This window comes from Renibacterium salmoninarum ATCC 33209, assembly GCF_000018885.1.
Taxonomy (GTDB): Bacteria; Actinomycetota; Actinomycetes; order Actinomycetales; family Micrococcaceae; genus Renibacterium; species Renibacterium salmoninarum.
Genome location: NC_010168.1, coordinates 852,212 through 877,429 on the forward strand (window position 1 = coordinate 852,212; position 25,218 = coordinate 877,429).

The 25,218-nt window shown below is 56.1% G+C and carries 28 protein-coding genes, 2 tRNA genes, 3 pseudogenes and 1 riboswitch; of the genes and pseudogenes, 11 read left to right on the forward strand and 22 right to left on the reverse strand.

Features of this window, described 5'->3' with window-relative positions; all coding sequences use genetic code 11:
- Positions 1 to 8 precede the first annotated feature (8 nt).
- The 7 genes and pseudogenes from RSAL33209_RS04345 to RSAL33209_RS04375 form a co-directional block, all read right to left on the reverse strand.
- Entirely contained in the window at positions 9 to 656 is a 648-nt protein-coding gene (locus tag RSAL33209_RS04345; RefSeq protein ID WP_012244439.1) for a hypothetical protein, read from the reverse strand.
- A 76-nt stretch (positions 657 to 732) separates the two neighbouring features.
- Positions 733 to 1,458 (reverse strand): alpha/beta hydrolase, encoded by a 726-nt coding sequence (locus tag RSAL33209_RS04350; RefSeq protein WP_012244440.1) that lies wholly within the window; start codon positions 1,456 to 1,458, stop codon positions 733 to 735.
- 9 nt (positions 1,459 to 1,467) lie between these two features.
- Positions 1,468 to 1,674 (reverse strand): hypothetical protein, encoded by a 207-nt coding sequence (locus RSAL33209_RS04355; RefSeq protein ID WP_041684438.1) that lies wholly within the window; start codon positions 1,672 to 1,674, stop codon positions 1,468 to 1,470.
- A gap of 143 nt (positions 1,675 to 1,817) precedes the next feature.
- A pseudogene (locus tag RSAL33209_RS04360) lies at positions 1,818 to 3,041 on the reverse strand (O-succinylhomoserine sulfhydrylase).
- A complete protein-coding gene (locus RSAL33209_RS04365; protein ID WP_012244444.1) occupies positions 3,038 to 3,460 on the reverse strand; it encodes a rhodanese-like domain-containing protein in 423 nt (140 codons plus the stop codon). The pseudogene RSAL33209_RS04360 and the gene RSAL33209_RS04365 overlap by 4 nt, the downstream one beginning before the upstream one ends.
- Positions 3,457 to 3,669, reverse strand: a complete 213-nt coding sequence (locus tag RSAL33209_RS04370) for a DUF1737 domain-containing protein (protein WP_041685181.1) — start codon at positions 3,667 to 3,669, stop codon at positions 3,457 to 3,459. The genes RSAL33209_RS04365 and RSAL33209_RS04370 overlap by 4 nt, the downstream gene beginning before the upstream one ends.
- Before the next feature lie 34 nt (positions 3,670 to 3,703).
- Positions 3,704 to 3,831: riboswitch (SAM riboswitch) on the reverse strand.
- Between the two features lie 61 nt (positions 3,832 to 3,892).
- The gene (locus tag RSAL33209_RS04375) at positions 3,893 to 5,758 is read right to left on the reverse strand and encodes an ABC transporter ATP-binding protein (RefSeq protein WP_041684440.1); all 1,866 of its coding nucleotides are present in this window, start codon (positions 5,756 to 5,758) and stop codon (positions 3,893 to 3,895) included.
- Between the two features lie 615 nt (positions 5,759 to 6,373).
- Here RSAL33209_RS04375 and RSAL33209_RS15955 point away from each other — a divergent pair.
- Genes RSAL33209_RS15955 through RSAL33209_RS17435 form a run of 6 tightly spaced genes read left to right on the forward strand, consistent with a single transcriptional unit; the run spans position 6,374 to position 11,324 of the window.
- Entirely contained in the window at positions 6,374 to 6,973 is a 600-nt protein-coding gene (locus tag RSAL33209_RS15955) for a carbohydrate ABC transporter permease (protein ID WP_012244447.1), read from the forward strand.
- A gap of 8 nt (positions 6,974 to 6,981) precedes the next feature.
- A complete protein-coding gene (locus RSAL33209_RS04385; RefSeq protein ID WP_012244448.1) occupies positions 6,982 to 8,292 on the forward strand; it encodes an extracellular solute-binding protein in 1,311 nt (436 codons plus the stop codon).
- Entirely contained in the window at positions 8,282 to 9,217 is a 936-nt protein-coding gene (locus RSAL33209_RS04390; protein ID WP_012244449.1) for a carbohydrate ABC transporter permease, read from the forward strand. Before RSAL33209_RS04385 ends, RSAL33209_RS04390 begins: the two co-directional genes overlap by 11 nt.
- On the forward strand, positions 9,214 to 10,557 hold the full coding sequence (locus RSAL33209_RS04395) for an MBL fold metallo-hydrolase (protein WP_012244450.1): 1,344 nt from the start codon (positions 9,214 to 9,216) through the stop codon (positions 10,555 to 10,557). Before RSAL33209_RS04390 ends, RSAL33209_RS04395 begins: the two co-directional genes overlap by 4 nt.
- A gap of 38 nt (positions 10,558 to 10,595) precedes the next feature.
- Entirely contained in the window at positions 10,596 to 11,153 is a 558-nt protein-coding gene (locus tag RSAL33209_RS04400; protein WP_012244451.1) for a siderophore-interacting protein, read from the forward strand.
- A gap of 33 nt (positions 11,154 to 11,186) precedes the next feature.
- Positions 11,187 to 11,324: a siderophore-interacting protein gene (locus RSAL33209_RS17435; RefSeq protein WP_012244452.1), complete on the forward strand. Its 138-nt coding sequence runs from the start codon at positions 11,187 to 11,189 to the stop codon at positions 11,322 to 11,324.
- A 7-nt stretch (positions 11,325 to 11,331) separates the two neighbouring features.
- Here RSAL33209_RS17435 and RSAL33209_RS04405 read toward each other — a convergent pair whose 3' ends face one another.
- The 7 genes and pseudogenes from RSAL33209_RS04405 to RSAL33209_RS16905 all read right to left on the reverse strand — a co-directional run bounded on the left by RSAL33209_RS04405 (position 11,332) and on the right by RSAL33209_RS16905 (position 18,162).
- Entirely contained in the window at positions 11,332 to 12,111 is a 780-nt protein-coding gene (locus RSAL33209_RS04405) for an alpha/beta hydrolase family protein (RefSeq protein WP_012244453.1), read from the reverse strand.
- Positions 12,112 to 12,183: 72 nt separating this feature from the next.
- Positions 12,184 to 13,029 (reverse strand): aminodeoxychorismate lyase, encoded by an 846-nt coding sequence (locus RSAL33209_RS04410; RefSeq protein WP_411740994.1) that lies wholly within the window; start codon positions 13,027 to 13,029, stop codon positions 12,184 to 12,186.
- Positions 12,915 to 13,703, reverse strand: a complete 789-nt coding sequence (locus RSAL33209_RS19950; protein WP_012244455.1) for an LLM class flavin-dependent oxidoreductase — start codon at positions 13,701 to 13,703, stop codon at positions 12,915 to 12,917. Before RSAL33209_RS19950 ends, RSAL33209_RS04410 begins: the two co-directional genes overlap by 115 nt.
- On the reverse strand, positions 13,700 to 14,170 hold the full coding sequence (locus tag RSAL33209_RS19955; protein ID WP_425313887.1) for an LLM class flavin-dependent oxidoreductase: 471 nt from the start codon (positions 14,168 to 14,170) through the stop codon (positions 13,700 to 13,702). Before RSAL33209_RS19955 ends, RSAL33209_RS19950 begins: the two co-directional genes overlap by 4 nt.
- 106 nt (positions 14,171 to 14,276) lie before the next feature.
- Positions 14,277 to 16,295 (reverse strand): aminodeoxychorismate synthase component I, encoded by a 2,019-nt coding sequence (pabB, locus tag RSAL33209_RS04420; protein ID WP_012244457.1) that lies wholly within the window; start codon positions 16,293 to 16,295, stop codon positions 14,277 to 14,279.
- The gene (locus RSAL33209_RS04425) at positions 16,288 to 16,818 is read right to left on the reverse strand and encodes a low molecular weight protein-tyrosine-phosphatase (protein ID WP_012244458.1); all 531 of its coding nucleotides are present in this window, start codon (positions 16,816 to 16,818) and stop codon (positions 16,288 to 16,290) included. Before RSAL33209_RS04425 ends, pabB begins: the two co-directional genes overlap by 8 nt.
- Positions 16,819 to 16,896: 78 nt before the next feature.
- Positions 16,897 to 18,162: pseudogene (locus tag RSAL33209_RS16905) on the reverse strand (IS3 family transposase).
- On the opposite strand from RSAL33209_RS16905, the gene RSAL33209_RS17440 reads away from it, so the two are divergent.
- Together RSAL33209_RS17440 and RSAL33209_RS04440 are read left to right on the forward strand one after the other, a co-directional pair.
- Positions 18,156 to 18,404, forward strand: coding sequence for a hypothetical protein (locus tag RSAL33209_RS17440; RefSeq protein WP_258000504.1), 249 nt, complete (start codon positions 18,156 to 18,158; stop codon positions 18,402 to 18,404). The pseudogene RSAL33209_RS16905 and the gene RSAL33209_RS17440 sit on opposite strands and share 7 nt — an antisense overlap.
- A gap of 187 nt (positions 18,405 to 18,591) precedes the next feature.
- The gene (locus tag RSAL33209_RS04440; RefSeq protein ID WP_012244462.1) at positions 18,592 to 19,359 is read left to right on the forward strand and encodes an SGNH/GDSL hydrolase family protein; all 768 of its coding nucleotides are present in this window, start codon (positions 18,592 to 18,594) and stop codon (positions 19,357 to 19,359) included.
- A gap of 78 nt (positions 19,360 to 19,437) precedes the next feature.
- On the opposite strand, the gene RSAL33209_RS18035 is transcribed toward RSAL33209_RS04440, so the two are convergent.
- From RSAL33209_RS18035 to bcp, 4 genes are all read right to left on the reverse strand, one after another.
- Positions 19,438 to 19,812, reverse strand: a complete 375-nt coding sequence (locus RSAL33209_RS18035; RefSeq protein WP_199533199.1) for a hypothetical protein — start codon at positions 19,810 to 19,812, stop codon at positions 19,438 to 19,440.
- A gap of 10 nt (positions 19,813 to 19,822) precedes the next feature.
- Positions 19,823 to 20,260 carry a metallophosphoesterase gene (locus RSAL33209_RS18040; protein ID WP_199533200.1) on the reverse strand — a complete coding sequence of 146 codons (438 nt, stop codon included), beginning with the start codon at positions 20,258 to 20,260 and terminating at the stop codon, positions 19,823 to 19,825.
- A gap of 33 nt (positions 20,261 to 20,293) precedes the next feature.
- Positions 20,294 to 20,375: transfer RNA gene (locus tag RSAL33209_RS04450), tRNA-Leu, on the reverse strand.
- Between the two features lie 27 nt (positions 20,376 to 20,402).
- On the reverse strand, positions 20,403 to 20,876 hold the full coding sequence (bcp, locus tag RSAL33209_RS04455; protein ID WP_041685187.1) for a thioredoxin-dependent thiol peroxidase: 474 nt from the start codon (positions 20,874 to 20,876) through the stop codon (positions 20,403 to 20,405).
- A gap of 255 nt (positions 20,877 to 21,131) precedes the next feature.
- On the opposite strand from bcp, the pseudogene RSAL33209_RS18555 reads away from it, so the two are divergent.
- Positions 21,132 to 21,221 (forward strand): annotated as a pseudogene (locus RSAL33209_RS18555) (MarR family transcriptional regulator); the annotation flags it as partial.
- 86 nt (positions 21,222 to 21,307) lie between these two features.
- Positions 21,308 to 21,430 (forward strand): hypothetical protein, encoded by a 123-nt coding sequence (locus tag RSAL33209_RS19140; RefSeq protein WP_267895955.1) that lies wholly within the window; start codon positions 21,308 to 21,310, stop codon positions 21,428 to 21,430.
- A 31-nt stretch (positions 21,431 to 21,461) separates the two neighbouring features.
- On the opposite strand, the gene RSAL33209_RS04460 is transcribed toward RSAL33209_RS19140, so the two are convergent.
- From RSAL33209_RS04460 to RSAL33209_RS04470, 3 genes are all read right to left on the reverse strand, one after another.
- Positions 21,462 to 22,457 carry a Gfo/Idh/MocA family protein gene (locus tag RSAL33209_RS04460; protein WP_012244466.1) on the reverse strand — a complete coding sequence of 332 codons (996 nt, stop codon included), beginning with the start codon at positions 22,455 to 22,457 and terminating at the stop codon, positions 21,462 to 21,464.
- 200 nt (positions 22,458 to 22,657) lie between these two features.
- A complete protein-coding gene (locus tag RSAL33209_RS04465; RefSeq protein WP_012244467.1) occupies positions 22,658 to 23,422 on the reverse strand; it encodes a S1 family peptidase in 765 nt (254 codons plus the stop codon).
- 73 nt (positions 23,423 to 23,495) lie between these two features.
- A complete protein-coding gene (locus tag RSAL33209_RS04470; RefSeq protein WP_012244468.1) occupies positions 23,496 to 24,116 on the reverse strand; it encodes a S1 family peptidase in 621 nt (206 codons plus the stop codon).
- A gap of 456 nt (positions 24,117 to 24,572) precedes the next feature.
- Here RSAL33209_RS04470 and RSAL33209_RS04475 point away from each other — a divergent pair, with 456 nt between their 5' ends.
- Complete coding sequence (locus RSAL33209_RS04475) at positions 24,573 to 25,004, forward strand: phosphatase domain-containing protein (RefSeq protein ID WP_012244469.1); 432 nt, start codon at positions 24,573 to 24,575, stop codon at positions 25,002 to 25,004.
- A gap of 68 nt (positions 25,005 to 25,072) precedes the next feature.
- On the opposite strand, the gene RSAL33209_RS04480 is transcribed toward RSAL33209_RS04475, so the two are convergent.
- Positions 25,073 to 25,145, reverse strand: a tRNA-Lys gene (locus RSAL33209_RS04480).
- Positions 25,146 to 25,218: the final 73 nt, after the last annotated feature.

Sequence of the window (25,218 nt, forward strand, 5' to 3'; positions counted from 1 at the left end):
GCCGATTGCTATGATTCGCGCAGACGCGAGGGAAAGCTAGCTCGGCCGATGCCTAACGGAGTGCGCACTGTGTTGAAATCTCGGTCAAGCTGAGTGCTGATTCCGACCCTGACTAGCCCGTGTCGAGTACTCAGCACAGCCTGGTGAATCGCATCGGGCAAGCTGAATTCGACCCGGCAAGCGAGCACCTTGACCCGTTGCCCGTTTGGTAATTGCAATGCCGCAATAGCGGCAGCCCGATCAGATTCTGCCGTACCTTCAGCTAAGGCCAACTCTAGATACCGTTGCGGTTCACCGATCCGGCCTTTGGCGATGGCTATTGCTAGGCCCAACCGTTCTAGCACCAGAGCATCGTTGGCGTGTTCGACGCCGTCGCGCTCTAACCACAGCTGACCGCCGTCATCGAGCGTCAATCGTTGGCCGCCCTGATCGGGCGCGAAGTGCGGCGAGGTTCGTTGGCCATCAAGACTCAGCCGAATTGATCTGCCAGCGGCAGGTCGATAGCCGCAAGCACAACCGGTCAAAGTGACGGTTGCCCGCAATAGCGCCTCAACGCTGACTTTTCCATTGATGAGCGCCTCAAAGTAACTAATCACTTTGAGGCTTTGGCTAGCCTGGGGGTCAAGCGACTCTATTCGGCCGGTTAGTTCGTGCATCGCCGTTAGTTTACGCGCACTCAGACGTCCAAAATGCGGCGTAACCAGGAATCTCGGGCGGTTTGAGCAGTTTTACTTACCAAGGCGGTGCTAAACCTTTCCGATCCATGAAAAGCACCCGCCAAATGTGCAGTTCGGCCTGCACACCAGCGGCCCATAACCGGCTGGCGTAGTCGACCCCCTCATCACGGAAAACTTCGGCCGAACCGTCATCAATATAGGCAGACGGCAAGCCGCTGAGGTCAGTAGCCCTGGCAGGTGACGCGTACGGCGAAATCTCGGCGTCCTGGTGACCTTCACCAAGCAATGCGGCCCAGCCGAATTCATTGCTTTCTCGATCCCACTGGCCGAAGCCGGCGTACTGCTGGCTGGAGACGGTAATGTTCCGATCATCTAGCATTGGGCAGGCAAGCAATTGTCCAACTAGCGTTGGGCCTTTTCGGTCGCGGGCGATCAACGCGGTAGCGGCTGCGAGTCCGCCGCCAGCGCTCACTCCGCCAAGCAAAATACGCTGCGCATCAATACCTAATTCAGCCGCGTGTGTTACGCTCCAGAGCAAGCCGGCATAGCAATCTTCTACCGGAGCTGGATGTGGATGCTCCGGCGCTAAGCGGTATTCCACCGATATGAGCGTTACGCCATATTGTTCCACCCAGTCCACTTGTTGCGGTGTGATGGCGTGCCGATCGCCCACGATCATGCCACCGCCGTGAATGTAATAGAGCGCCGGTCGAGGCCCGCTGAACTCGGTGGAGCGGAGGACGAGCAGCTTGATTTCCGGTGCACCGTCAGGGCCGGGCACCTGGTATTCCTAGGTTTCAATAGCTCTGTCAGCGAGTAGTGCTTCAAGTTCGGAAGGTCCGTGTGTCGTGCGAATTTGCGCAACAAGTTCCGCGCTAAATGGTGGGATGGTGAGTTCTGGATTGGCTTGTAATAATGTGGCCAACTCGCGATCGTAGCGTGGTCGATTGCTGACATTGGCAGACAGCTCGGCTGGCTCAGAGCGTAGATCAGACACGTGAAATCCTTTGGTCAAGACGAGTTATTCTCATCATGCCACCCAGTGCGTCGGCGAGAGAACCGCCGTCGGAACTCAGTCTTTGCTCGAGTTACCGCCACCTGGCGGTTGGGCTCGCGTTGGTCCTGGCTATCCGAAACCGGTTAGAGGGTGGCTAGGGCCTGCGCTAGGTCGTTGCGCAGGTCGTTGAGGTCTTCCAGGCCCACGGAAAGCCGGACGACGCCGTCGGACAGCCCGATGGCGGCGCGACCCTCGGGACCCATCGCTCGGTGCGTCGTGGTCGCCGGATGCGTAATGAGCGATTTTGAATCGCCCAAGTTGTTCGAAATATCGATAATCTTCAGCGCGTTGAGCAGCGAAAACGCCTGGTCCTTGCCGCTGCTGCCGGTTGCCCCGCGCCCGTTAGTACTACGCAGCGCGAAGGTCAGCACAGTGCCGCCGGCTTTCATTTGAGTGGCAGCCAGCTCGTACTACGGATGCGATTTGAGCAACGGATACTTGACCCATTCGACCGCTGGCTGCTGCTCCAAAAACTCGGCCAGCGCTAAAGCCGAAGCGGATGAATGATTCACGCGCAATGCCATCGTTTCCAGGCCCTTGGTCAACACCCAGGCATTGAACGAAGACAATGAAGGCCCGGTGTGCCGCATGAGCTGTTTGACCGGCCCATCGATGAATTCCTTGCTGCCCAGAATCGCCCCACCCATCACGCGGCCCTGGCCGTCAATGTGTTTAGTGCCGGAATAAACCACGACGTCGGCGACTAGGTCGGTGCAGCGTTGCAGCAGCGGGGTGGCGAAGACATTGTCCGCAACGACAGTTGCGCCAGCGGCGTGAGCCAAATCGCAGACCGCCCGGATGTCTACAATCTCTTGCATCGGGTTTGACGGCGACTCGAAGAACACCGCATTAGTCGGCACCGAAAGCGCTTCACGCCATTGGTCCAGGTCCAGCCCGTCAACGAAGACCGTCTCCACGCCCCAGCGCGGCAGAATTTCATTTAAGATCACGAAGCAAGAGCCGAAGAGCGATCGCGAAGCGACCACGCGATCGCCAGCGCCAAGCAGCGCACCCAATGCGACGAATACCGCGGACATTCCGGAGGCAGTCGCGAAGCAGTCTTCGGTGCCTTCGAGCAGCCGTAACCGCTCTTGGAACGTTGCCACGGTGGGATTTCCATAGCGCGAATAGACGAAGCGCTCGTCCTCGCCAGTAAAGGCACGCTCGGCGGCTTCAGCGGATTCGTAAACAAAACCAGAATTGGTAAAAATCGGCTCCGACGTTTCAAAGAAACCGGTTCGATCTAGGCCGCCACGCACGGCCTGCGTATCCGCGGACCATTCAGCCGCTGCGGGATTGAAGCTCATTCGCTCTGACCCTCGTTATGAGTCGCACTGGTCCAGGGCAGCTTGCGATTCTTCCAACCGTTCACGGTGCGATCACCGTAGGAATTTGGCACGCCTTCAAAGCCTTCAAGCACGTTGTATGAGATAAATCCAGCCTCGGTAGCGGTTTCAGCGGCCGAGATTGAGCGGGCACCAGAACGGCAGAGGAAGACCAGCTCTGAATCAGCTGGCACCGCTGCTTTTAGCTCAGCAAGGAACGCGGTATTCCAGACATTTCCGGCCAAGTTCCACTGCACAAACTTCGGCTCGACGGCGATTGAGGAAGTGTCCGGAACGCCAATGATCTGCCACTCGGCTTCGGTGCGCACATCGACCAAGGTGGCGCCGTCGGCTACTTTCTGCCAAGCCTCTTCCGGGGTGAGGTCTCCCGCGTAGCTCATTGCGCGCCATCGCTCAGTGCGTTGGACTGGGCCGCGTTGAAACCGGGCAAAATCACAGCTTGCGCGGCGATCGCGGTGCCATCATTTGAGGTTACAGCGGGACTGCCGTAGAGCACATAGCCTTCGGCGAGTGCGTCAGTCACCCTCTGACAGAACGCATGATCATCCGGACCGGTTAATAACCGGTAGATTAGGCGGGATTCAGCCATTGAAGACTCCTTTTGCAGTGGGTGCAAGAAGGAGTGAATCCGCTTGCAACCCGTGAACGTTGCCGAGTAGTCACCTGAGGCACCCCACCGGAAGAGAGGGTTGCCGGACAGCAACTCAGGGCAATGCGACGAAAATTCCGAAGCGTGCTGGCGCTCGTTACTCGAGAGCAAAATTAGCACAAATGCGCTCGGCAACCGGCATAGATGTGACTTTGTTTCGTAGCTACTCAGAAGCGGAGTTGATTTGCTCCGAATACAGTGCGGCATAGCGCCCTGCGAGTGCGAGCAGCTCTTGATGGGCCCCGCGCTCCACAATTCGTCCTTGTTCCACCACGAAAATCACATCTGCCCCGACGACAGTGGAAAGTCGGTGCGCAATGGCAACCGTGGTGCGCCCATGCGAGGCAGTTTCCAAAGCTGCCTGCACTACGCGCTCCGAAATCGAATCTAGTGCACTGGTAGCTTCATCGAGCACCAAAACTGCAGGATCTTTGAGCAGCACTCTGGCGATCGCAATTCGCTGCTTCTCGCCGCCGGAAAGCCGGTAACCGCGCTCACCAACCAAGGTGGCAAAGCCATCGGGAAAGCTCATGATGGTTTGATAAATGTTTGCGCGCTGCGTCGCCTCGTGAAGTTCTGCATCAGTAGCCTCGGGCTTGGCGTAACGGAGGTTCTCGGCAATGGTGGCGTGGAAAAGATAGGTTTCTTGGCTCACAATGCCGATACGGGCAACCAAAGAGTCCTGCAAGAGATCCTTCACATCACTGCCGCTAAAACGGATCTGGCCGGAACTAGCTTCGTAGAGCCGGGGGATCAAATAAGAAATGGTGGTTTTGCCCGCCCCAGAGGATCCGACAAAAGCGGAAAACTGCCCCGGCTCAATACTGAAGCTGACGCCGTCTAGGGTGGGGCGTTCACCAGCCTGCGCATCTGGATAGGCGAAGCTGACATCTTGAAATTCAATGCGGCCCAGTTCGCTCAGTTCCCGCAACGGATGGGCGTCCGGACGATCTTCAATCGCCGGTTTGAGATCGAGATACTCGAAAATCCTGGAAAACAACGCGCCCGACGTCTGCAGATCAAGGGCCACCCGCATCAGACTCGTCAGCGGAAACAATAATCTCGCTTGGACCGTAGTGAACGCCACAATCGTTCCGGCGGTGATTGCTTGCGCGCCAGCATCAACCAGTAAGCCAGCCACGAAATAGACGATTGCCGGAATCGAAGACAAGAAGATCGTGACGATTGCAAAGAACCACTGACCGCTCATTGCTTGGCTTACTTGCAGCCGGATCTGGTTCTTGTTCTCGGCAGAATAACGCTGTACTTCAGCCCCTTGCATATTGAAGCTCTTTGAGAGCAATATTCCAGAGACGCTCAAAGTTTCCTGGGTGATGGCGGACATCTCGGAGAGTGATTCCTGGGTTTTTGTGGCTATCCGAGCACGAACCCGGCCCACTTTCCGTTGCGCGATGACCAGGATTGGCATCAAGACCACGGCGACTACCGTCAATTGCCAATTCAGCAGCAACATAGCCACGAATGCCGCGATTACGGTCACGGTATTGCCGAGAATCGCTGAAACCGTATTGGTCAATACGCTTGCCACGCCGCCGACGTCGTTTTGCAGCCGCGATTGAATGACTCCGGTTTTGGTGCGAGTAAAGAAGCTCAGATCCATCGCCTGTAGGTGCCCAAAAAGTCGCACGCGGAGTGCGCCCATGACCTGGTTGCCCACTGAAGCTGTGAGATATGTTTGCCAAACACCCAAGAGCGCCGAACCGATGTAAACCAGGATCATCGCACCAACAATGAGGCTCAAGACCGGCAAGTCCGGTTTGCCTGATCCAGGGAAAAGGCCGTCATCGAAGGCGCGTTGGGTGAGCAGCGGGGGTACTACCGAAAGGGCGGCCCCCACCAAAACCAGAACCGCCGTGATGACCAAAGCGCGGCGATGCGGAGCAAAAAGACTGTAGACCCGGCGAAACAGATGCTCGATGACTGGTGCCTGCGCATTAGCCGCTCGCTGAGCTTCCTCGTCGCCGCCGCTCAACCGTCCTCTGGCACCTACCGCTCGCATCCCGCTCATAGTCCAGAGCCTATCCTGCAGTGACGACAAGCTAGTCTTCAACTGCGTCGTGAGCTACCTAGCGAACTGCTGACAAAGTTTCCCTTGAATTCGCCCTGAAGCCTTGCGCCCGAAAGATGATGGACAGAGACTGAAATCTTGGTCGACGGCCGAGGGCTGTCGATTTTGAACAGCCTCATTTCACTGCCTTGGAGTGCCGCGTGGCTATAGCGCTGAGCAAAACCAGATCTGACCGATCTGGTGCAGCCAAAAACGGCTCCGCGAACGCTCGAATCCCCAAAATGCGTAAGTCCTCCGGTCTGCGTTCTCTGCTGGCCTACTTCTTCTTGTTGCCAGCGCTGGCGATTTTCGCGGTTTTCGCGATCGGGCCAACGGTCTTCACTTTTGTGATGAGCGGGTTCAAATGGAACTGGCTCAACGCATCGCAAAACAAGTTCAGCGGCCTGCGAAACTATCAAGACATGCTTGACGGTTCAGCCGATCCGCCGTTCTTTCAGACCCTCGGCGTCAGTGCATATTTTGTGCTGGCCATGGTGGTCGGCGGCACTGCGCTCTCGCTCGGTCTTGCCTTAATTACTGCGCACTGCGGCCCGGAGCTGGTCCAACCGAGTTTTTGTGGCCGCCCGCACTGCGGTCTTTCTAGCTCACGTCACGCCACTGGTTGCCACCTCAATTGTTTGGGTGTGGATCTTCAACCCGCGTTATGGGCTGGCGAACCTGGTGCTGAGCTGGTTTGGCATTCCGAATATTGATTGGCTAGGCAACTCGACCTTCGCGATGCCAGCGGTGATTATCTACTCGCTCTGGCACGAAATTGGCTTCATTACCGTAATTTTCTTGGGTGGTCTAACCACCATGTCGCCAGAACTTTCCGAAGCCGCCAAATTGGATGGCTGCAGCCGTTGGCAAGAATTCTGGTACGTGACTTTCCCGCAGCTGCGGCCGTTCATTGTATTTGTCGTGGTGATTTCTTCGGTGTCTTCGCTGCAGGCATTTACCCAATTCTTCGTGATGACCAATGGTGGCCCGGACGTAGCCACGCTTGGTTTCCAGCTCTACCAACAAGCCTTCGTGTTCCGGAAGACGGGGTACGCTGCCGCGCTCGCCGTCGTCCTTTTTGCCATCACTGTACTTTTGTCCATCCTGCAATTACGCAGTACTCGATCAATGAATAGCCGGTCTCTCGACCGGAAAACTCGCACTGAGAAAAACTAGGGAGAAGCATGTTTTTTGCAAAAAAGCGTTCGACGGCGGTCGGCACCTTCGCAGTGTTGGCAGCCAGCGCTCTGCTCGTGACAGCCTGCGGTGGCGGATCTACTGCGGCCTCTTCAAACACTCCGCCGACCGATTCAAAGGATCCGGTGACCATCAGCTTCATGCACGCGATGTCCACCGGGGCGTTGAAGACCTCCTTGACCAAAATCACCCAAGACTTCATGGCCAAGAATCCCAACATCACCGTGGATCTTCAGGAACAGCCGGATTACGCAACCCTGCAAACCAAAATCAATGCGCAGACCGCAGCCGGAACACCGCCAATGATCGCCCAAGTCTATAGCAACTTGGCCGATGAGTTTGCCAGCTCGAAAGTTATTGTGCCGCTGGACGACTATGTTTCGCAGAGTAAGGATTACGGCAACTTTTACGACGGCGTCAAGAAGGATCTCAAACTCACTGACGGCAAAACCAGGATGTGGCCGTTTAATAAGTCTGTGGTGGTTCAGTACTACAACCCCACGATGGTTCCGGAGGCTCCCAAGACCTGGGACGATTTCGCTACTGCCGCTAAGAAGGCATCTACCGGTAACGTGGTGGCGCTTTCAATCGACCCGGGAAACTCTTCTGGCCCGGCCGGCGGTACCGCATTATTTGAAATCATGGCGCAGTCTTTTGGCGATCCGGTCTTCGCTAGTGATGGCACTCCGCAGTTCACCAAAGACGGTGTGGTCAAAGCTTTGGATTACCTCAAGCAGATGAAGAAGGACGGCTCGCTCGCGCTAGGTACCAAGTACCCGGGACAAGCTGCTTTGGGCGGCCAAACCGGAGCCTTCGATATCTCCTCTGTGGCAAGCTACCAATTCAACAAAGCTGCGGTGGGGGATAAGTTTGCCATGGGCGTGGCTGCACTTCCTTCGGGCCCCGCCGGAACCGCGAATCAGCTGGCTGGCACCAAGATTGCGCTCTTTGATAAATCGACTGATGCGCAAAAGGCCGCTGCTTGGAAGTTCATGCAGTTTCTGACTTCGCCGGAAGAGATGGCGTACTGGTCCTCCACAACCGGCTATCTTCCAGTTTCCAAAGACACCTTGGATCAGCCGGTGTTTAAGGATTACGTGGCCAAGAACGCCTGTGTTGTTGAGGCGACTAAACAGCTTGACTCGGCAAGCTCGCTACCAGCGAAATCCTGGATCAACAAAGCCTCGGGACCGCTCACGCTCGCGATTCAAGATGCGATAAACAACGGCACCGACTCCAAGCAAGCTTTGGAAAAGGCGCAAGACGCTGCCCTGAAAGCACAAAAAGATGCATCCTAATCCCGTTGAGGGGTCGCAAAATGACGCTATTGTTCCCGCATTGCGTCATTTTGCGACCCCTCAACGGGACCGGCAAGCGGATCGGCGACGGCGCAGGCGGCCCGCCGAAAAGTTGAGTCGGGGCGTGCGGGTGCTGGCCGCCGTCGTGATTGGCTTTTTGTTTTTGCTTCCGGTGCTCTGGATGCTGCTCACCTCGGTATCGCTGGACTCGGATGTCTTCCAATTCCCGCCCAAGCTTTGGCCGGCCTGGGATTGGTCGAACTATGCACGAGCTTGGGGCAAGAGTCCCTGGCTACAGTATTTTGGCAACACGGTTTTCATCGCGGTCTGCGTGATTGTCTTGGTGCTGTTCACCTCGCTGCTTGCCGGGTTCGCCTTTGCGGTGATGCGGTTCAAAGGCCGTACAGCGTTATTTCTTGTGGTTATGTCGGTGATGATGGTGCCGCAAACCGTGTTGTTGATCCCGAACTTCCTGATCGCGCAAAGCACCGGTCTCTACGACACCTACTTGATTCAGATTCTGCCGTGGGGTGCCTCAGTATTTGGTATCTTTCTGCTCCGGCAGTTCTTCAGCACGCTACCCAAAGAACTCTTTGAAGCTGCAGAGATCGACGGCGCGGGGCCTCTTCGGATGCTGTGTTCAGTAGCTGCTCCGCTGGCTGCGCCGTCGTTAGTCCTCATCGGCTTGAACTCCTTCATGGGCACCTGGAATTCCTTCATTTGGCCTTACATCATGACCAAATCAGATTCAGTGCGGCCGATCGAAGTGGGGTTGCAAGCGTTCTATGGCTCGGACGGCACGGACTGGACTGGGCTCTGTGCTGCAGTTTCCTTTACCTCTTTGCCGATCATTATCTTGTTCTTGTTTTTGCAGAAGTATTTTGTTACCGGTGCATATGGCACCCAAGGGAGTGTTCGAGGATGAATGTCTCAGTCGAATTTTTCGGCGGATTACGCGTGATTGGCTCGTCAAAAATTATGGTGAGTACTCCCACAGCGCGAGTGCTGCTGGATTTCGGTCTCGACATCCCTGGCGAAGTGGATCTGTTCCGTGCACCGGTGCTTGAGCGTTCGGAACATCGGCTCCGGGATCGGTTGGCGGTTGGATTCGCCCCGGAAGTGCCTGGCATTTACGATCCGCTGCAATTGCCAGAAGATTCACCGTTGGGCCTTTCGGATAGCCGCGAAACGGCAATTTTTCTTTCCCATGCCCATATTGATCACGACGGCGCACTGGGTTTTGTGCGCCCAGAGTTACCAATTTACGCGCACCCGGATACCGCACGGCTAGAGGAAGCTATTGTGCTTGCCGGCACCGGCGTGGCGTTCAAAGTTCGAGCGATGCCGGCTGAGATCACTGTGGGTGATCTTCGCGTCGAGGCGATTCCGGTCGATCACGATATTCCCGGTGCTTGTGTGCACACGCCAGAAGGAACATTGGCCTATACCGGTGATCTGAATTTTCACCGTGACTCCGCTTTGCGCTCTGAAGCTTTTGTTCGAGCAGTTTCCGACGCGGATATGTTGGTTACCGAAACCACAATGCTCAGTTTTGTGCCAAGTGAAGACCAGCCGTTTGCGGCGCCACGAAGCGAAACTGAGGTTCTCACCGTGGCTGGCGACGCCATCGAGTCAGCGCCCGGGATCGCGCTTTTGAGCATGTATGAACGCGACGTTGAGCGGGCGCAACGGATCATCAATCTTTGCCGGCAAAAAGGCCGAGTGCTGGTCTGGCCGGGGCAACAAGCAGTGCTTCTGGCGAGTTTTGGCGTATCGGGCGTGGTCACTTGGGACAAATCTAGGCCGCAGCGCGCCGCGCACCGTGAAGCTCTGGTTCGGCTTGCCGTCGTCGCGCCGGAGCGGATGCCGCAACAGGTGAGCTTGCCTTCGGTGCGGGCTTCGCCGTCGAACTTTGTTGTGCAACCCGATGTGCAGGACGTACCTTCGCTGCTGGACCTGCCGTTGCAAAACTTACCGGAAGCCTCTGTGCCGTTTATCCACGCTCAAGGTGAACCGCTGGGCCCGTTTATGGCCAATTGGGCTACTTGGCTGGAGTGGTTGGAAAAACTTGGCATCTTGTTTGTTGCCGCTGGTTCTTCGGGGCACGCGACTGGTGAATCTCTGCACAAGATGGTGATGGATATTCATCCGGGCGTTGTGGTGCCAATTCACGGATTCCGGCCGGAGGCCTTGCAAGTCGATGTACCCACCTTGCTGCCGAACTACGGCGTCCGCTATCGGCTTGACGGAACCATACTCCAGTAGGTTAGGTTAGGATTACCTAATCTCAAAAGGAGTTTACTGTGGGGGAACGATACGAACGGGCGATCCTGAAGGTCTTTGGTGCACCAGATTTCACCCTGCGGGTCCGCCAGAGCGAGCTTATTGCGCCCCGGTTGCTAAAAGTGGACTTCGAGAGACCGGAGATGTTGCGTGCCGTGCAGACGCATCCGGGATTCTGGTTGCGGCTCTGGCTGCCAGGGGCGGATGGTAACTATCAGCGCGGATACACCGTAATCGACGCCGATCAAGAAGCGGGCACCTTCAGTGTTGAGTTCTACCTGCACGGTGCTGGCGGGGTAGCTGATACTTGGGCACAAGCGGCGCAGCCCGGCGATGAAATCGAAGCGTCGCTGTATGGAGGCAAGGAAAAGTTCGACGTCGGCAACGCCAGCGCGGTGTTGTTGGTAGGCGACTTGACCTCCTTACCGGCGATCAACGAGATCGCGGCTAAAACCCAGCTACCAACAACTGTTTTGCTCGAAGCCACGAATCCTGGTGATGAGGATTTCCCTACCACCTCACCGGATGCGCAGTGGGTGCCCCAGCAGCCGGGAAGCGCAAATACTCTGGCTGCCTGAGCCGGGCTGGACCTGACTGGGCATGCCTGTTTCGTGGCCGGCGAGACCTCGATGGTTCGCGTGGTCCGGAAGGAGATATTGGCCAAGGGCGCGGATAAGAAGCTGCTTAAAAGTGGTGGTTACTGGACGCGCGGCAAGTCAATGGGCACCGCCGCCAAGTCAGCTGGTTGAGACGACTTTAGCTCAGCAGCGGGGTGAGAACCTGCTCCCAGAGCTGTTTTCGATCTGCGCGGAAGAAGCCAAAGTGACCGATCCGTTGCACGGCTAGCTCAGCTGGTGTGAACCGAAGCATCTGCCGATTAGTCTCTGGATAGGCTGAATGTAGCGCGGTAATGCTAGTACCAGAAAGCAATTCATCGTCGGTGAATGAAAGCGAAACCAGTGGGATGTGCACAGCGGCGAATCGCGTGCGTAGCTCGGGCAGCTCGCCGAGCAGATAGTCCGGGTGCATGCACCATCTGGACCATTGCCGCATCATATTTGGCGGTAAGTCGCCAAGCACGCGTAGCGCACTACCAGGGTAGTAGCCAGTAAATTTGATCGCGATTGGAGCCAGCGCTTTCCACAGAACCGGCGCAATGAACTTCAACGCGCCGGGATTAGTTCGCCAATACCCGCTGCCTGCGGCGATGGTGATCGCCTGCTCCAAGTCTGAAAATGCGCTGAATGGCAATACTTGGCCGCCTAGACTGTGTCCAATCCAGGTAACTGGAGTTTTGGCCTGTGCTGATACCCAATCCAACACATTTGCTGCGTCCTGAGCCCAACGAACTACATCGGCCGTTACCTGGCGCAGTTGGCCGTCGCCAGAGACGCCGTAGCCGCGATAATCAAACGTCAAAGTGGCAATACCTTGTTCGCTAAGCCATTCGGCCAATGGCGCATAAAACCGCGACTTAGTAGCCATCGCTGGCACGATGATGACTGTTTTCGCACCGGTCCAGACGGGTGGAACCAATGGCCGCCAAGCAGCACGCCGTCGTCGGCCGGAATCTGGACTGATTCGATGGTTGCTAGCCTTTCTGAGCGATCAGTTCACGGTTGCTAACAAAGCGTTGAGCTCCGTGGTTAGTGCTGCATCCTGAGCGATATTTTTGCCGTCAATGGTGTTGACGGGTGCCAGCAGCCGAATGCTGGAAATGAGCCAGACGGCATCTGCGTCGAAAAGGTCCTCTGGCACGAGCGGCCCGTAACCTAGCTCCCAACCAGCTTCTTTAGCGGCAGCAAAAAGTGCGCCTTGGGTAGTGCCAGGAAGGATTCCAGAGTCTAGTTGGGTGGTGATAAGGCGCTTCGTGTCGCCTTCGCGATGCGCAATCAAGACCGACGACGTCGGCCCCTCCAAAACGCGCCCGTCAGCGCTCGTGAAGATGACGTCGTCGGCGCCGTTCTGGTGCGCATGACGCAAGGCTGCCATATTCACTGCATAAGAGAGTGTTTTGGCGCCAAGCAGCAACCAGGGTGCGCGATTGGCAAGACCTGAATCGTAGCCGCGATCTAGAAGCAACACAGCTAGCCCATTTTCACGCTGCGCTTTGCTGCTGGCGGGTAACGGCGAAACCTGAACCCACGCCGTCGGCTGGGTGGCTCCCTCAATGCCGCGGGTAACCAAGAGCTTGACGATCGCTTCTGCCTGGTTGAACTCGGCCAAGCCAGTGCTGATAGCGGTGAGCCACTGATCCGGGTCGGGGGCGTTGAGCTCCATCAACTTTGCCGAGGATGCCAACCTGGCCAAATGCGCCTGGACCTTGCGCGGCTGGTTGTCTATCGCCAACAACGACTCGAATATGCCGTCGCCGCGAGTTGCGCCGAGGTCGGTGGCGAAGAGCTGCGGCTCGGAGGCGTCGGCCAGCCGACCGGCGGAGTACCCGGAGTCGATGAAGACGAGAACTGTTTGCGGAGCGTGATCAGGCATGGAATCAGATTACTTCTTCCTTGCAAACTTATGTCCCCGAGTAAGCCCCAAAGCTGGGACATAAAACGCGGGAATGTTGAGCCCACTGAGGTGAGCCCAACATTCCGCCCCCAATAGCGAGTCGCGGTTAGTTGGTTACCGTGTTTGGCTGCACAACCGAGCTCAGGTGCCATGTGCTGAGCGAAAGATTCCAGCACATGCATGTTGTATTCGACGCCGAGCTGGGTCGGGATTGTCAGCATCAGGGTGTCGGCTTCCTGGACCGCAGAATCCTGCAGCAATTCCTCAATTAGCTGGTCTGGTTCGCCCGCATAGCTCTTGCCGAAAGTGGAGCGGAAACCATCGATGACGCCCACTTGATCAACGTCGCTGCTGCCGAAGTACATCCGATCTAGATCGTTCATGATCGGGAAGACGCTCCGGCTTACCGAGACTCGCGGAGTGCCCTGATGGCCAGCTTCTGCCCAAGACGCCCGGTATCGCCGGATCTGATCGGCCTGCAGCTCGTGGAACGCCATGCCGCCATCTTCGGTGAGCAACGTTGAAGACATCAGGTTCACACCCATTTTGCCTACCCATTCGGCGCTTTCCTGAACCCCACCAGATGCGATTTCGCAAGCCGGAAGAATGCGGTTCAATGCGCAAGAGTTTGCTGCCCAAGGGCGAAGCTCCGGTGGTTCGTGGTTCGTGGATCGGCTGGCGCCATGCCTTCGCCGTCAATAGCGCGGAGAAATAGCTCAAACTTGTCCCGAGCGATGTCTCCACCGCGAGGATCCTTGCTGCTGGTGTAGCCAAAAGTTTCGTAACCCCGCAACGCGGTTTCTGGTGAGCCGCGGCTCATGCCGAGCGCCAGCCGGCCGTCGCTGATCAAATCGAGCGAGGCGGTCTCCTCGGCAAGGTAGAGCGGGTTTTCGTAACGAAGGTCAATGACTCCGGTACCGACTTCAATCCGTTCGGTACGTACCGCGATGGCGCTCAACAGCGGAAACGGTGCAGATTTCTGGGTGGCGAAGTGGTGAACGCGGAAATATGCGCCATTGACGCCGACTTGATCGGCAGCCACGGCGAGGTCAATCGCTTGGTGCAGTGAATCTTTCGCGGTCACGGTTTGAGAGCCGCGACCTGGTCCGTAGTGTCCAAATGATAAGAAGCCAAAACCTTTCATGCCGACTATAACCATACGTTTGCATGTAATATTCCGCGCTCCAGGTTTAGCCGAGCGGAAACTCTAGACCCAGCGCGTTGAGCACGCCAAAGGCCTTGGTGAGGGCTTCTTGCCATTCCTCTTCGGGAGCGGAATCTGCTGTGATTGCACCGCCAACGCCGAGCGTTGCCAGCCCGTTGTCAATCACCAAAGTCCGGATAACCACTGAAAGATCCACGCCGCCGTCGCGCGAAAAATAGCCGATTGCGCCGGAATAGATTCCCCGCGGCTGGCCTTCTAACTCATCCAAGATCCGCATTGTGTTGATCTTGGGTGCGCCGGTCATTGATCCCGCGGGGAAGGCAACTGCAACAGCTTCTGCGCGGGATGCTCCGGTACGCAATTTCGCGGTTACCGTACTGACCATATGATGTATGCTCGCGTAACTCTCAATAGCGCAGAGCCGGTCAACTCGAACGCTGCCTGGCACCGCAAAATGGGAAAGATCATTGCGCATGAGGTCCACGATCATGATGTTTTCCGCACGGTCTTTTTCGGAAGCTTCAAGTTCGGCGCGAAGCGCTGCGTCTTTCAGCGGATCTGCATCTCGACGGCGAGTGCCCTTGATGGGCTCGGCGGTGAGAGTGCCGGCTCGGGTAATCTGCAGCAGCCGTTCCGGGGATGTGCTCAATACGGCGAGCTTGCCGAAGCGCAAATAGGCAGCGAACGGCGCCGGGCTCGCCGAACGCAACAATGCATAGAGCGCCAGTGGGTCAGCATTGAGCGGAAACTTAACCGCGGTGGTTAGGCAAATCTCATAGCTGTTGCCCTCGACAATTTCGGCCTGCGCCCGGGCAATTTTCGCTTTGTAGGCGCTGGCGGAATCCCGGACCGAAACTGCTGCGTTCACCGGTTCGGCCGCGAGCGTGACGCTTTTCGCACTTGCGGCTACCGCTGCCGCGACCTGATCGGCCCAACTGGGCTCATTTTCATCCGGGAGATTCAGTGCCCAGAGCAGCTTCTCTTGATGATCAATAACGACCGCGCGACCGGCGAAGATCAAATGGGCGTCTGCGCTAGTCGCGTTCTGATTGCTGCCACCAGTTTCGCGCTTCAACTCATAACCCAAATAGCCAATCCAACCTAGGGTGAAGGGGATCTCGGCAGAATCGTCCGAATCTTGAAACCCGGACCATTGTGCGTTGAGCCAGCGGAAGTACGCACCCGGCACGTGTGCCGTGATTCCGCGGAAGCGCTGGTGCGTCAGGCCTTCGGTATGCCAGGCAAATTGACCGGCCGGGCCGCCGTCGTCGGCCATGATGGAAAAGCGATTGCGGCTTCCTTTGGCTGCCGCATCCGAGCTGTCTAGCCACGCCGCATTTTCGGAGTCGCCGTAAAGTGTGTGGAAAAGCGTAAGTGGGTCCCCGTCGAAGGGCATGTTGGTGGTTTGAGTGGATTGCGCTCGGGCCGCCTGGATTTCCGGGGCCAGTAAGGCCGAAAACTGCGGCAAAGCGGTCAAGGCTTTCACCAGGTCGGCGGGCGCAACCGGCGAGTTCGCCACGATATCCGCCTGTTCAGCCGGGTGGTCGATGGCGAGCATCTCGGTTTCTTGGGCAGCCCAGAGCTCCCAACACGGTGCGTAGGTTTCGCCGTCGCGCGACAGCGCTCTTTTCTTGCGAACGTCGTCGGGGGCATCGACCCAAATCGCCACGTCAAGTAATGCTCGCGCGGCCGATTGCGCGGCACCAACTCCTTCCACAATCACGATTTCTGCGGCGTTAGTGAGCCTAGTTTCGCCGTCGAAATGGGCAGCCCAATCCCAGCTGGTCCACTGTGCATCGCGGCCAGCTGCGAGCGGCGTCAGCACAGTCTGCAAGTAGCGCTCGACGCCAGTCGCCAGGCCATTCCAACCTGGATAAATATCCTCTAAATGAAAGAGCGAGACTTTTCGATGCTCACGGAGCAATGAGGCGAGTTCCCCGGCGAGTGACGTCTTGCCGCTGCCAGATCGACCATCAATACCGATGATTACCGGCCGCGGCGAACTGCCTAGTTGAGATGGTTCCGTTGGTACAGGTTCAGACATGGTGCCGCGGATCGGCGGCACCGAGATGCTCAAGTACCCCAGGAATTACCGCGTCAATGAGTCGGTAGGCTTCTTCAAAGTCCTCGATGCCGCCATACCAGGGGTCGGCAATACCCAGTTCACCCGGCTCGGCAGCCGGATCAAATTCGCGTAATAACCGGACTTTCGCTCGGGTTGCTGCACTTGGTGCATGCTCGCGTAGCCAGTCGAAATGATCGGTATCCATGGCCAAAATCAAATCGTTTTCCACGAAATCGTGTGAGCTAATTTGCCGTGCGTGATGAACCTTGTTGCCGTCGTCAAAACTTGCGCCGTGGTCGATGCCGTCCGCGAGGCCATGGCTGATCAGCACGGAGGCCGCCCTCGGATCAATTGGGTTGCCCTGTTCCCAGGAGGTGGTGCCGGCAGAGTCGACGACGATGTCTGCCGTGCTGCCAACGGCATGGCGCAACATAAGCTCCGCCATCGGAGAACGGCAGATGTTTCCGGTGCACACGGTGATGATCCGGTACGTCTGGGTCATGTTTTCAGCTTACCCAGAACTGTGCGGCAGATGCTGGGCAACGGAGAGTTAATCGCTCCGGTGTGTCCGGAGGGTTTCTCAGACGATGAGCCTGTCGGCGGCTGCCGTGCTCTGGTAGTGATTGTAGTAGTGGTTTTCTAGCTCTACTGGTGGGATGTCTCCGCAGTACTGGTAGAGCCTTCGGTGGTTGTACCAATCGGCCCATTCAGCGGTGCCGATTTCGACTTCTTCTAGAGTCCGCCAGGGCTTGCCGGGTTTGATCAGCTCGGTCTTATAAAGCCCGTTGATGGTTTCCGCCAAGGCGTTGTCGTAACTATCACCCACAGAACCGATCGAGGGGCGGATACCGGCCTGGGCCAGGCGTTAGGTGAAGGCCAAGGAGGCGTATTGAGCCCCGGCATCGTGATGATGAATCACCCCGGAAATCTCAGCCCCGGCCCGTTCACGACTCCAGATTGCCTGATTAACTGCGTTGAGCACTAGCACGGTGTTCATAGAAGCACTCGCTGACCAGCCCAGGATCCTCCGAGAGTAAGCATCGATCACGAAGGCAACATAGACCCACCCGGACCAGGTCGAAACATAGGTGAAATCATCTACCCATAGCCGATCCGGTGCCGTTGGTGTGAAATCACGGCGGACCAAGTCCTTCGCTCGGGCCGCCTTCGAGTCTTTGATCGTGGTGCGTTTGACCTTGCCACGGACCGCACCCTGTATGCCAAGTAACCCCATGAGCCGTTCTACCGTGCACCTGGCCACCGGCACACCTTCACGGTTCATCGCCAACCAGACTTTCCTGGTGCCGTAAACCCCGTAATTAGCGGCATACACCTTCTGGATCACGGGCTTGAGCACCTCATCACGTTGTTCTCGGTGAGATCGTGTTTTATCCACCCATTCGTAGTACGTGGACGGGGTGGTCTTCACCCCGTCCCAGTAAGCACCTGGCAGATCGACTCGACACCCCACCGCAATCCATTATTCTCGCGGTGACCGGCATGGTCCTTGATGTATTTCACGATCAGTGTTGTGGCGGTCGAGTTCGACCGCGAAAAAAGCTGAAGCACTCCGAAGGATCGCGTTCGCCCGTTTCAGCTCAGCGTTCTCACGCCGTAACCGTTTCAGCTCGGCCGATTCCGTGCTCGTTGTTCCAGTTCTAGTACCAACATCGATCTCGGCTTGCCGGACCCATTTACGCACCGTTTCCGGCACACCCACACCCAAAAGCTGGGCAACTTTTTGCATCGCCGCCCACTCCGAAGATGCACCCTCCATCTCCGCCACCATGCGCACCGTATGATCCTTCAACTCCTGCGGATACCGTGTCGTAGTTTTCCCTGCCATGTCCTGATCCTCTCAAACAAGAAAGTCTCCGGACACACCGGGGCGATTCATGGCTCAAGGGTGATTGGAACTTGTCCGGACAATACATCACACCGACCGGAGCAAGCGCGCAGATCAAGTTTAACTATCACGCGAAGAACGTCTACATTGTGGTCGCTGGTGAGGGAAACATCACAGTGACGGACAACGGTTCAAGCAAACAGGTCAAAGTGAGTGGTACACCGACGTTGTATCCGATTTAGCAGAAAGACTCGCTAAGTTCTGGCGATCTCACGGTGGATCTGCCGCAAGGAATCCAAGCCTACTCATTCACCTACGGATAAATCTCGCGGAAAACTTGCTGGATGGATGCTGAGAATATCGCCAGTATCCATCCAGCGGGCACGCACGAACTATTGAGGTAAGCCAATAGTGAGCTAGCGTGGAAGGATGAAGTTGAAGCAGATGGTCGGAAAACGCTTGGTACGCCAACGCGTTACGCCGACCATTGTGCTGCTGACGATTCTGACAACTGCAATGACCGCCTGTGGGGTTGATGCATTGGGCAGCAGTACTGAAGGCACTGCGATCACCCTGAAACCCAGTAGCAGCGCGGCTACGCAGGGACCGTGCTGGGCGGACCGGCAACGAGCGCTACAGCCGGCAGAACTATATTTGGTTATCGGAGAATCAATCAGTACCGGATACCAAACCTCAGTTGAAGACTCTTGGCCCAACCTACTAGTACAAGATTTTGATCGGGTTGGTGAGCCCGTCACGGTAATAAACGCAGCCGAAAACGGTGCAGGGTATTTGGTTCCTGGCGCAGAAGGCAGGACGTTTGACGAGCAAGCGAAAGCGTCTGTTACCTCTGAAACAGCGGTTGTTGTGGTTTACGGCTCTGAAAATGACATTGGCGAAGACCTGTCAAAGATCAGCGACAAGGTCCAGTTGACTGCCGCTAACCTGCGGGAACAAGCGCCGGACGCAAAACTGGTTTTTGTTGGTCCGGCCTCCTACGACGCTGAAGTAGATCCCGAACTTCTGGCTATTCGCGATCAGATTCAAAGCGGCGCCCAAGAAGCTTCGGTAGAGTTCGTCGATCCGATTAGCGATCAATGGATTATGGGCAAGCGCGATGAGTTAATCGGCCCGGATGGAGACCCCCCAGTGTTGAGGGCCATGTCTACCTTTCGCAAAAATTTGAGGCAATCGTAGCGCCAATGCTCAATCTGTCGGCGCCGGTGCCCTGACGCGCCATCGTGGAGCTTACCCGTAGGGTGAAACGGCTAGATTTCAGAATTCGACTAGCAGGCACGGTCCGCCAGCAGGCAAACCGGCGTCAATGACGGTGACCAGGCCATCGGCATAATGTTTGGCCCCGGTGTTTTCTGCAGCTTCTTTTCCTTCGGATTCGCCAATGACACTGTGCCCGTGCATGATCCGACGACCACCAAATTGCTGCAACATTCCGTTGGCAGCAGCTGGCCCCGCATCTTCACGGAAGTCGTATCGACGAGTCAGATCTGACCAAAGTTGCCACAGCTCGGTTGGCTCATTCGACCGCAAAACTTGGCCGACACGTTGATTAACTTGCGCTACAGTCTGGCCCCATTGGCGATATCCGACGACATCGGAGTGCAGGAGGAGGTGCTCAGCTACTAAGGCCATAGCCGGCCGTCTAACTAGCCAATCGATATGGTGATCGGAAAGTTGCCATTGATTGATCGGAGCTCTGGCCCTGGTTGCGCGCCCAGGAGGCCTCGAAGGACCGCTCGCCGAGCGCAGTGAGAATTGGTGTTGCGCCAAAACGGTGCATGCCCAAAGCAAGAACTTCATGATTACCAAGAAGCGCTTGGACCTCGCCGCCGCTGGCTTGCGCTTCATCCGAGAGACGCATCAGGAGATCGACGACGCCGACGCCGTCGGGACCGCGATCGAAATAATCACCTAGGCACCAAAGCTGCTGGTTCCCGCCACTCCATCGCGCCGCGGAATCAACCAGACCGGCTTCGTGGAGTGCTTCGAGGAACTCGTTGAGATGTCCATGAATATCGCTGACCGCGAATCGGATGGGTGTTCTGGCCGCCCCAGCAACAAGCAGGCTTCTGTCAATCATGAGGTCCTTGCCTAATTTGTGAGGCAGTGGTTGTGCGCGAGGCGGGACTCGAACCCGCACGTCCTAAGACACCAGAACCTAAATCTGGCGTGTATACCAATTTCACCACTCGCGCCGTAAGTGTCGGCTAACCGACCGCCATCTAGTCTAGCCCGAGATCGCGTCGAAGTTTTGCAACATGCCCCGTGGTGCGAACATTGTATTGCGCCAAGAGCACAATTCCAGCCTCGTCAAGCACGAAAGTTGACCGAATTAGACCTTGATAGGTGCGACCATAGTTCTTTTTTTCGCCCCAAACCCCATAGGCCTCGGCCACCGAATGATCCGGGTCGGCGAGGAGGGTGAAATTTAGTGACTCGGCTTCGGTGAACTTAGATAAGGCGCTAACTTCATCAGGTGAAATTCCTACAACGGCGTATCCTGCTGCAGCAAGTGAACTCAGATTATCGCGGAAATCGCAGGCTTCTTTGGTGCATCCCGGGGTGGATGCAGCAGGGTAAAAATAAAGCACCGTTTTGTGGCCGGCGAAGCTCTTGAGCGAATGGCTCTGTCCGTTCGCATCGGTGAGGTTGAAAGCCGGAGCGGCATCTCCGGAATTGAGACGTGGTGTAGTCATAACAGACTCCTTCGAGCGAAGCGGTTGATTGAACTTCAGCATATCGTGAGACAAGATAGTAAGTAGCCTTATCTTATGTTGGTTTCAACTGTCAATTTGAGGGCTATGCTTTCCTCATGCCAGACACGGACCGGTGGCCAACTGCTGACCACGGCTGCGCGGCTTGTAGAGCACGATTGGAATGAGAGATTAGCCAGCATTGGTGTGACCCATGCTGGGATAATTGCCCTTGACGTGCTCGCTTCCCGAGGTCCAATGTCGCAGGCAAAGCTTGCCTCTTGGGCAAGAGTCCAAGCGCAGACCATGGGTAAAACTTTAAGCCGGCTTGAACTTCGTGGCCATATCCAACGAATTCGGAGTACCGAAGACCGCCGGAGCCAATTGGTTTCATTAACTGCTGAGGGTCAAAGGTTCTGGGGCAAGCGCAAGAAATGGAATGTGGCTTGCTGGACGACACCGGTATGGACGATGCTGACCTGCGAGATATGTTGCGTCAGATCATCACCAATTTGGGTAAATCTCAACTACCGAATGCCGACTCAGTTCGCTCATGAGCCAGAATTCGCTAGCTGACCCAGCGGCCAGCTAGCTCAGAAGGGCCTCAACAACCTTCTGTACACCAAATGCTTCTTCGAAGCTGGCTAGATTGGGTCGTTCAGCTCCCCGAATTGCAGCTGCGAAAAGTGAGAGTCGAGTATCCTCGCCACCTCGATTGGCGGGAAGCTCAACTGGTTGCCAGCCGTTACCTTGGTGCTGAGACAACTTTCCGCAGTCCTTGAGGAGATACGAGCGCTCGGTTCCCCATAGATACCATTCGTAATTCTCATGGCTTGCGGCACCCGCCGAGGCATGAATCTGCACCGGAACGTCGTCGGCAGTCAGCAACGCCGAAAGCCAAATTTCGGATCCGCCATCGTCGGGAAAGCGGACGTCGTGGGCTTTAACATCCAGAGTGCCCAGCATGCGTTGTGTCAAATAGATGAAATGGGAGAGTACCTCGCGGATAAAGCCGCCCTGCTCTCGCTCTGCGAGCCAGCCAGCGTGACTTTGGAATTCGCGGGGCCACTGCGGAAACTGCAGGCGGATTTCGGCGCCGCGCAGCTCGCCAAGTTCGCCAGCCCGGATGCTTTGTTCCAGGTGGATGATCGAGTTGCGGTCTGAGAGCGCAAAGTTGACGGCGCAGATTTTCCCGGACTCTTTAGCCGCCTCGACCATAGCCTGTCCTTGATCGAGTTGAATCGTCAGAGGCTTTTCGCAAAATACATGTTTTCCCTGAGCCAACGCCGCTAGCGTGAGCGTGGCATGTGATTCTGGTGGCGTAGCGATGTAAACGGCGTCAATCGAGGGGTCAGTGAGCACCTCGTCGGCGCTGGCAACGGTGCGCAACCCCGAGATGAGTGTCGATGCCGAGGCTCTGGAAGCGGCGTTGGAATCTGCTGCGACGGCAACGTCAAAGTCTGCGTGTCCAATTGTTGCTTCCAAGAGCTTGCTGCCCATCGCGCCAAGGCCAATAACGCCCAGTGTCAACTTTGACGTTGCTTCAGTTGCTTGCTCGTCTACGGGGTTGATGTGTGAAGTCATACCGATCCTTATGAAACCGAGGGGAGGATCTACGTGGTCGTCGAGATCCGCTGCCTCTCTAGCCTAGTGGGCTGCTGGGCGGGCGACGGTGCTGAGGTCATAAGACGAGGTCATATTACGAAGGGTACCGCCTTTGCAGACGGCACCCTTCGTATTGTTTAGTCCTACTAACTACTGTGTGCTGATGACTCGCGGCGGAGTTACTTCGCGACTACGCCACTTACGCTCTTGATCCACGAGGCGGATGCCGGAACCGAGGCGTAGAGCACATTGCCTTGCGGATCTCCGCTATCGCTGTCGTTAACCGGGCCAGAGCAGACGCCTACGACCTTGCCATTGACGATCAGCGGTCCACCAGAGTCACCGTAGTAAGCCTGACCGGAGTTGCCCTTTTGTGAGATTGCCGGGCCAGGCCAGTGGCTGCTATCCAAACCGTTGATCGTGACGCTAGCGGTCTTCAACTTCGACGGCAACGACGTGCCAGAGCCTTGCGCTCCCCAGCCGTAGATATCGCCCGGGTTGCCAGCGGAAGGATTGCTTGCACCTAGCGGCGCATAGCTGCCCTGGTACGAGGTCTTTAGCTCGATCAGGGCAACATCACCTTGGCTCCACGAAGAAACGCTCTTAGCCGCGATTGACGTACCGCCACCCAGGCTGGCACTGCCGACTCGCACGGACATCTGCGAGGCCGATTTGCCTTCAACACAGTGCTTAGCAAGTAGCACCCACGTTGGTGCGATGATCGAGGCCGAGCAATTGAACCGACCGGTGACGTATTGCTGAGTAGCGAAGGGAACCTTGGAGAAATCTGCCGTGGAGCCAGCAATAATCCGCGGGCTAATTCCACTGGCAGCTTTTACTGCCGGGGCAGGTGCCACAGTAGTGCTGGCGGAAGCAACTGTTGCACCAGTCAATGAAAGCACAGCGACAGTTCCGAGCGTTGCAATCAATTTAGTGAATTTCATGGAAAGCCTTTCTCCCGAATATTGAATGATTAATATGCAGAAACGGCATCTTTGCCGAATATTTGCATGAAAACTACTTTACGATGACGCCACTTACCGATTTAATCCAGTTTGCTGCATTGGGCACTGAGGTGTAGTCCGAACGTGAATTCGGATTATTTCCTTGGCTATAGCTCGTTGAAGCAACGCCAACAAGTTTGCCACCAACAATCAACGGTCCACCGGAATCACCTTTCCAAGCTTGTCCGTTGATTCCAGTGTGGTAAATCGAACGTCCACCATCGTTATCTGATCCGAATCCAGAGATCCGGACGTTAGCAGTTTTCAATTTTAGTGTTTCGCGGCCCCAACCATAGATAGCGCTATTGCTACCAACACTGGGCTCCGTCGTCCCGAGCGTCGCGTAGGTAGTGTTGTAGGGCTTTGAGAGCTCCACTAACGCAAGATCGCCGTCGGACCAAGTGACAGTGCGCTTTGAAGTGACGACAGTTCCTTGTCCCAGAGTGCCGCTTCCGACGCGGAAGCTGATCGTTCCGCCACCTACGCAGTGCTTTGCGGTCAGTACCCAGGTTGCGGAAATGACCGATGACGTGCAGTTGAATTGGCTGTTAGCCAAGAGCTGCGAGGTGAACGGAACCGACGAATAATCTGCAGTGCTGCCGCCTACGATGCGCGGTGAGGGTCTGGTCTCCATTGACCGGTGCGGCTGTTGCGGCAGTTGATCCTGCTAACAGCGCCATGCTTGCCACCGCAGTTACGGCAATAGTTTGGCGAATTTTCATGTTTCTCCTTGATTGGACGGTTGTTTTCAGCTGAGCAATCAATAACAGAACCATTACCTATTTTGTGCAAAATGGAAATGGCGCTCGAACAATTAGATGGCCTATAGCAATCAAATATCTAATTAATATGTTCGGGTGAATTCAACCCAATCAGTAACGGAAATTCGCGTCAAGGCTTCCAGGCGTATATCAAGGTAAAAATCAGGGTTCTTTCAGGAAGCGAGCCTAGTTTCTGATGCTTCAATACCTATTAGGTTTGGATTAGTCGGAATAAGCTGGGCGGAGGGCGTCGTCGATCCCTCGATGATGAAGCTCATTTTTAGCCAAAAATTTAGCCGACGATTTAACCAAAGACGAAGGGGTCGAGGATGCAGGAGCGGGATGCGGGACTTCCAGCGGTTTATCTTGTCGACATTGACGGCACGGTGGCGCTTTTTAACGGTCGAAACCCTTATTACGAAAGCCGCGTTAGCTCCGATTTGCTGAATGAACCGGTCGCGGAAGTATTGAAATCTTTGCTGGCTACCGGGGAGAAGCTGATCTTTATCACCGGAAGGACGGACGCTTCCGCTTTAGACACTGCGCAGTGGCTAGCACGCCACGGCCTTGAGAATCTGGCAATTCATCATCGCGCAGGCGGCGACGGGCGTCAGGATGCGGTGGTGAAACGGGAGCTATTCGAGCAACATATTCGCGGACAGTTTAGAGTCAAGGCGGTCTTTGATGACCGGCAACAGGTTGTTGATATGTGGCGGGAGCTCGGCCTGACAGTTTTTCAAGTTGCGCCAGGAAACTTCTAAACGATCTGATCATCGTGACCAAAAACAAAGGTCCCGATCACTTTTTCGTGATCGGGACCTTCTCGCTGTGCACCCCCCGGGACTCGAACCCGGAACCCATTGATTAAGAGTCAATTGCTCTGCCAGTTGAGCTAGAGGTGCAATACTATTGCGGCCACTTTCAGACTGTTTTAGCAGTCATTCTGTGATCCGCAACGACACATAATACTACACG

Coding starts and splice junctions, on each gene's coding strand:
- RSAL33209_RS04345 (WP_012244439.1), bottom strand. CDS start 656: ATGCACGAACTAACCGGCCGAATAGAGTCGCTTGACCCCCAGGCTAGC.
- RSAL33209_RS04365 (WP_012244444.1), bottom strand. CDS start 3,460: ATGAGCTACGCGGGAGACCTCACCCCGGAAGAGGCTTGGCAGAAAGTA.
- RSAL33209_RS04370 (WP_041685181.1), bottom strand. CDS start 3,669: ATGGCTGAATCCCGCCTAATCTACCGGTTATTAACCGGTCCGGATGAT.
- RSAL33209_RS04375 (WP_041684440.1), bottom strand. CDS start 5,758: ATGAGCGGGATGCGAGCGGTAGGTGCCAGAGGACGGTTGAGCGGCGGC.
- RSAL33209_RS04385 (WP_012244448.1), top strand. CDS start 6,982: ATGTTTTTTGCAAAAAAGCGTTCGACGGCGGTCGGCACCTTCGCAGTG.
- RSAL33209_RS04390 (WP_012244449.1), top strand. CDS start 8,282: ATGCATCCTAATCCCGTTGAGGGGTCGCAAAATGACGCTATTGTTCCC.
- RSAL33209_RS04395 (WP_012244450.1), top strand. CDS start 9,214: ATGAATGTCTCAGTCGAATTTTTCGGCGGATTACGCGTGATTGGCTCG.
- pabB (WP_012244457.1), bottom strand. CDS start 16,295: ATGTCTGAACCTGTACCAACGGAACCATCTCAACTAGGCAGTTCGCCG.
- RSAL33209_RS04425 (WP_012244458.1), bottom strand. CDS start 16,818: ATGACCCAGACGTACCGGATCATCACCGTGTGCACCGGAAACATCTGC.
- RSAL33209_RS04440 (WP_012244462.1), top strand. CDS start 18,592: ATGAAGTTGAAGCAGATGGTCGGAAAACGCTTGGTACGCCAACGCGTT.
- RSAL33209_RS18035 (WP_199533199.1), bottom strand. CDS start 19,812: ATGGCCTTAGTAGCTGAGCACCTCCTCCTGCACTCCGATGTCGTCGGA.
- RSAL33209_RS18040 (WP_199533200.1), bottom strand. CDS start 20,260: ATGATTGACAGAAGCCTGCTTGTTGCTGGGGCGGCCAGAACACCCATC.
- bcp (WP_041685187.1), bottom strand. CDS start 20,876: ATGACTACACCACGTCTCAATTCCGGAGATGCCGCTCCGGCTTTCAAC.
- RSAL33209_RS19140 (WP_267895955.1), top strand. CDS start 21,308: ATGGAATGTGGCTTGCTGGACGACACCGGTATGGACGATGCTGACCTG.
- RSAL33209_RS04460 (WP_012244466.1), bottom strand. CDS start 22,457: ATGACTTCACACATCAACCCCGTAGACGAGCAAGCAACTGAAGCAACG.
- RSAL33209_RS04465 (WP_012244467.1), bottom strand. CDS start 23,422: ATGAAATTCACTAAATTGATTGCAACGCTCGGAACTGTCGCTGTGCTT.
- RSAL33209_RS04470 (WP_012244468.1), bottom strand. CDS start 24,116: ATGGAGACCAGACCCTCACCGCGCATCGTAGGCGGCAGCACTGCAGAT.
- RSAL33209_RS04475 (WP_012244469.1), top strand. CDS start 24,573: ATGCAGGAGCGGGATGCGGGACTTCCAGCGGTTTATCTTGTCGACATT.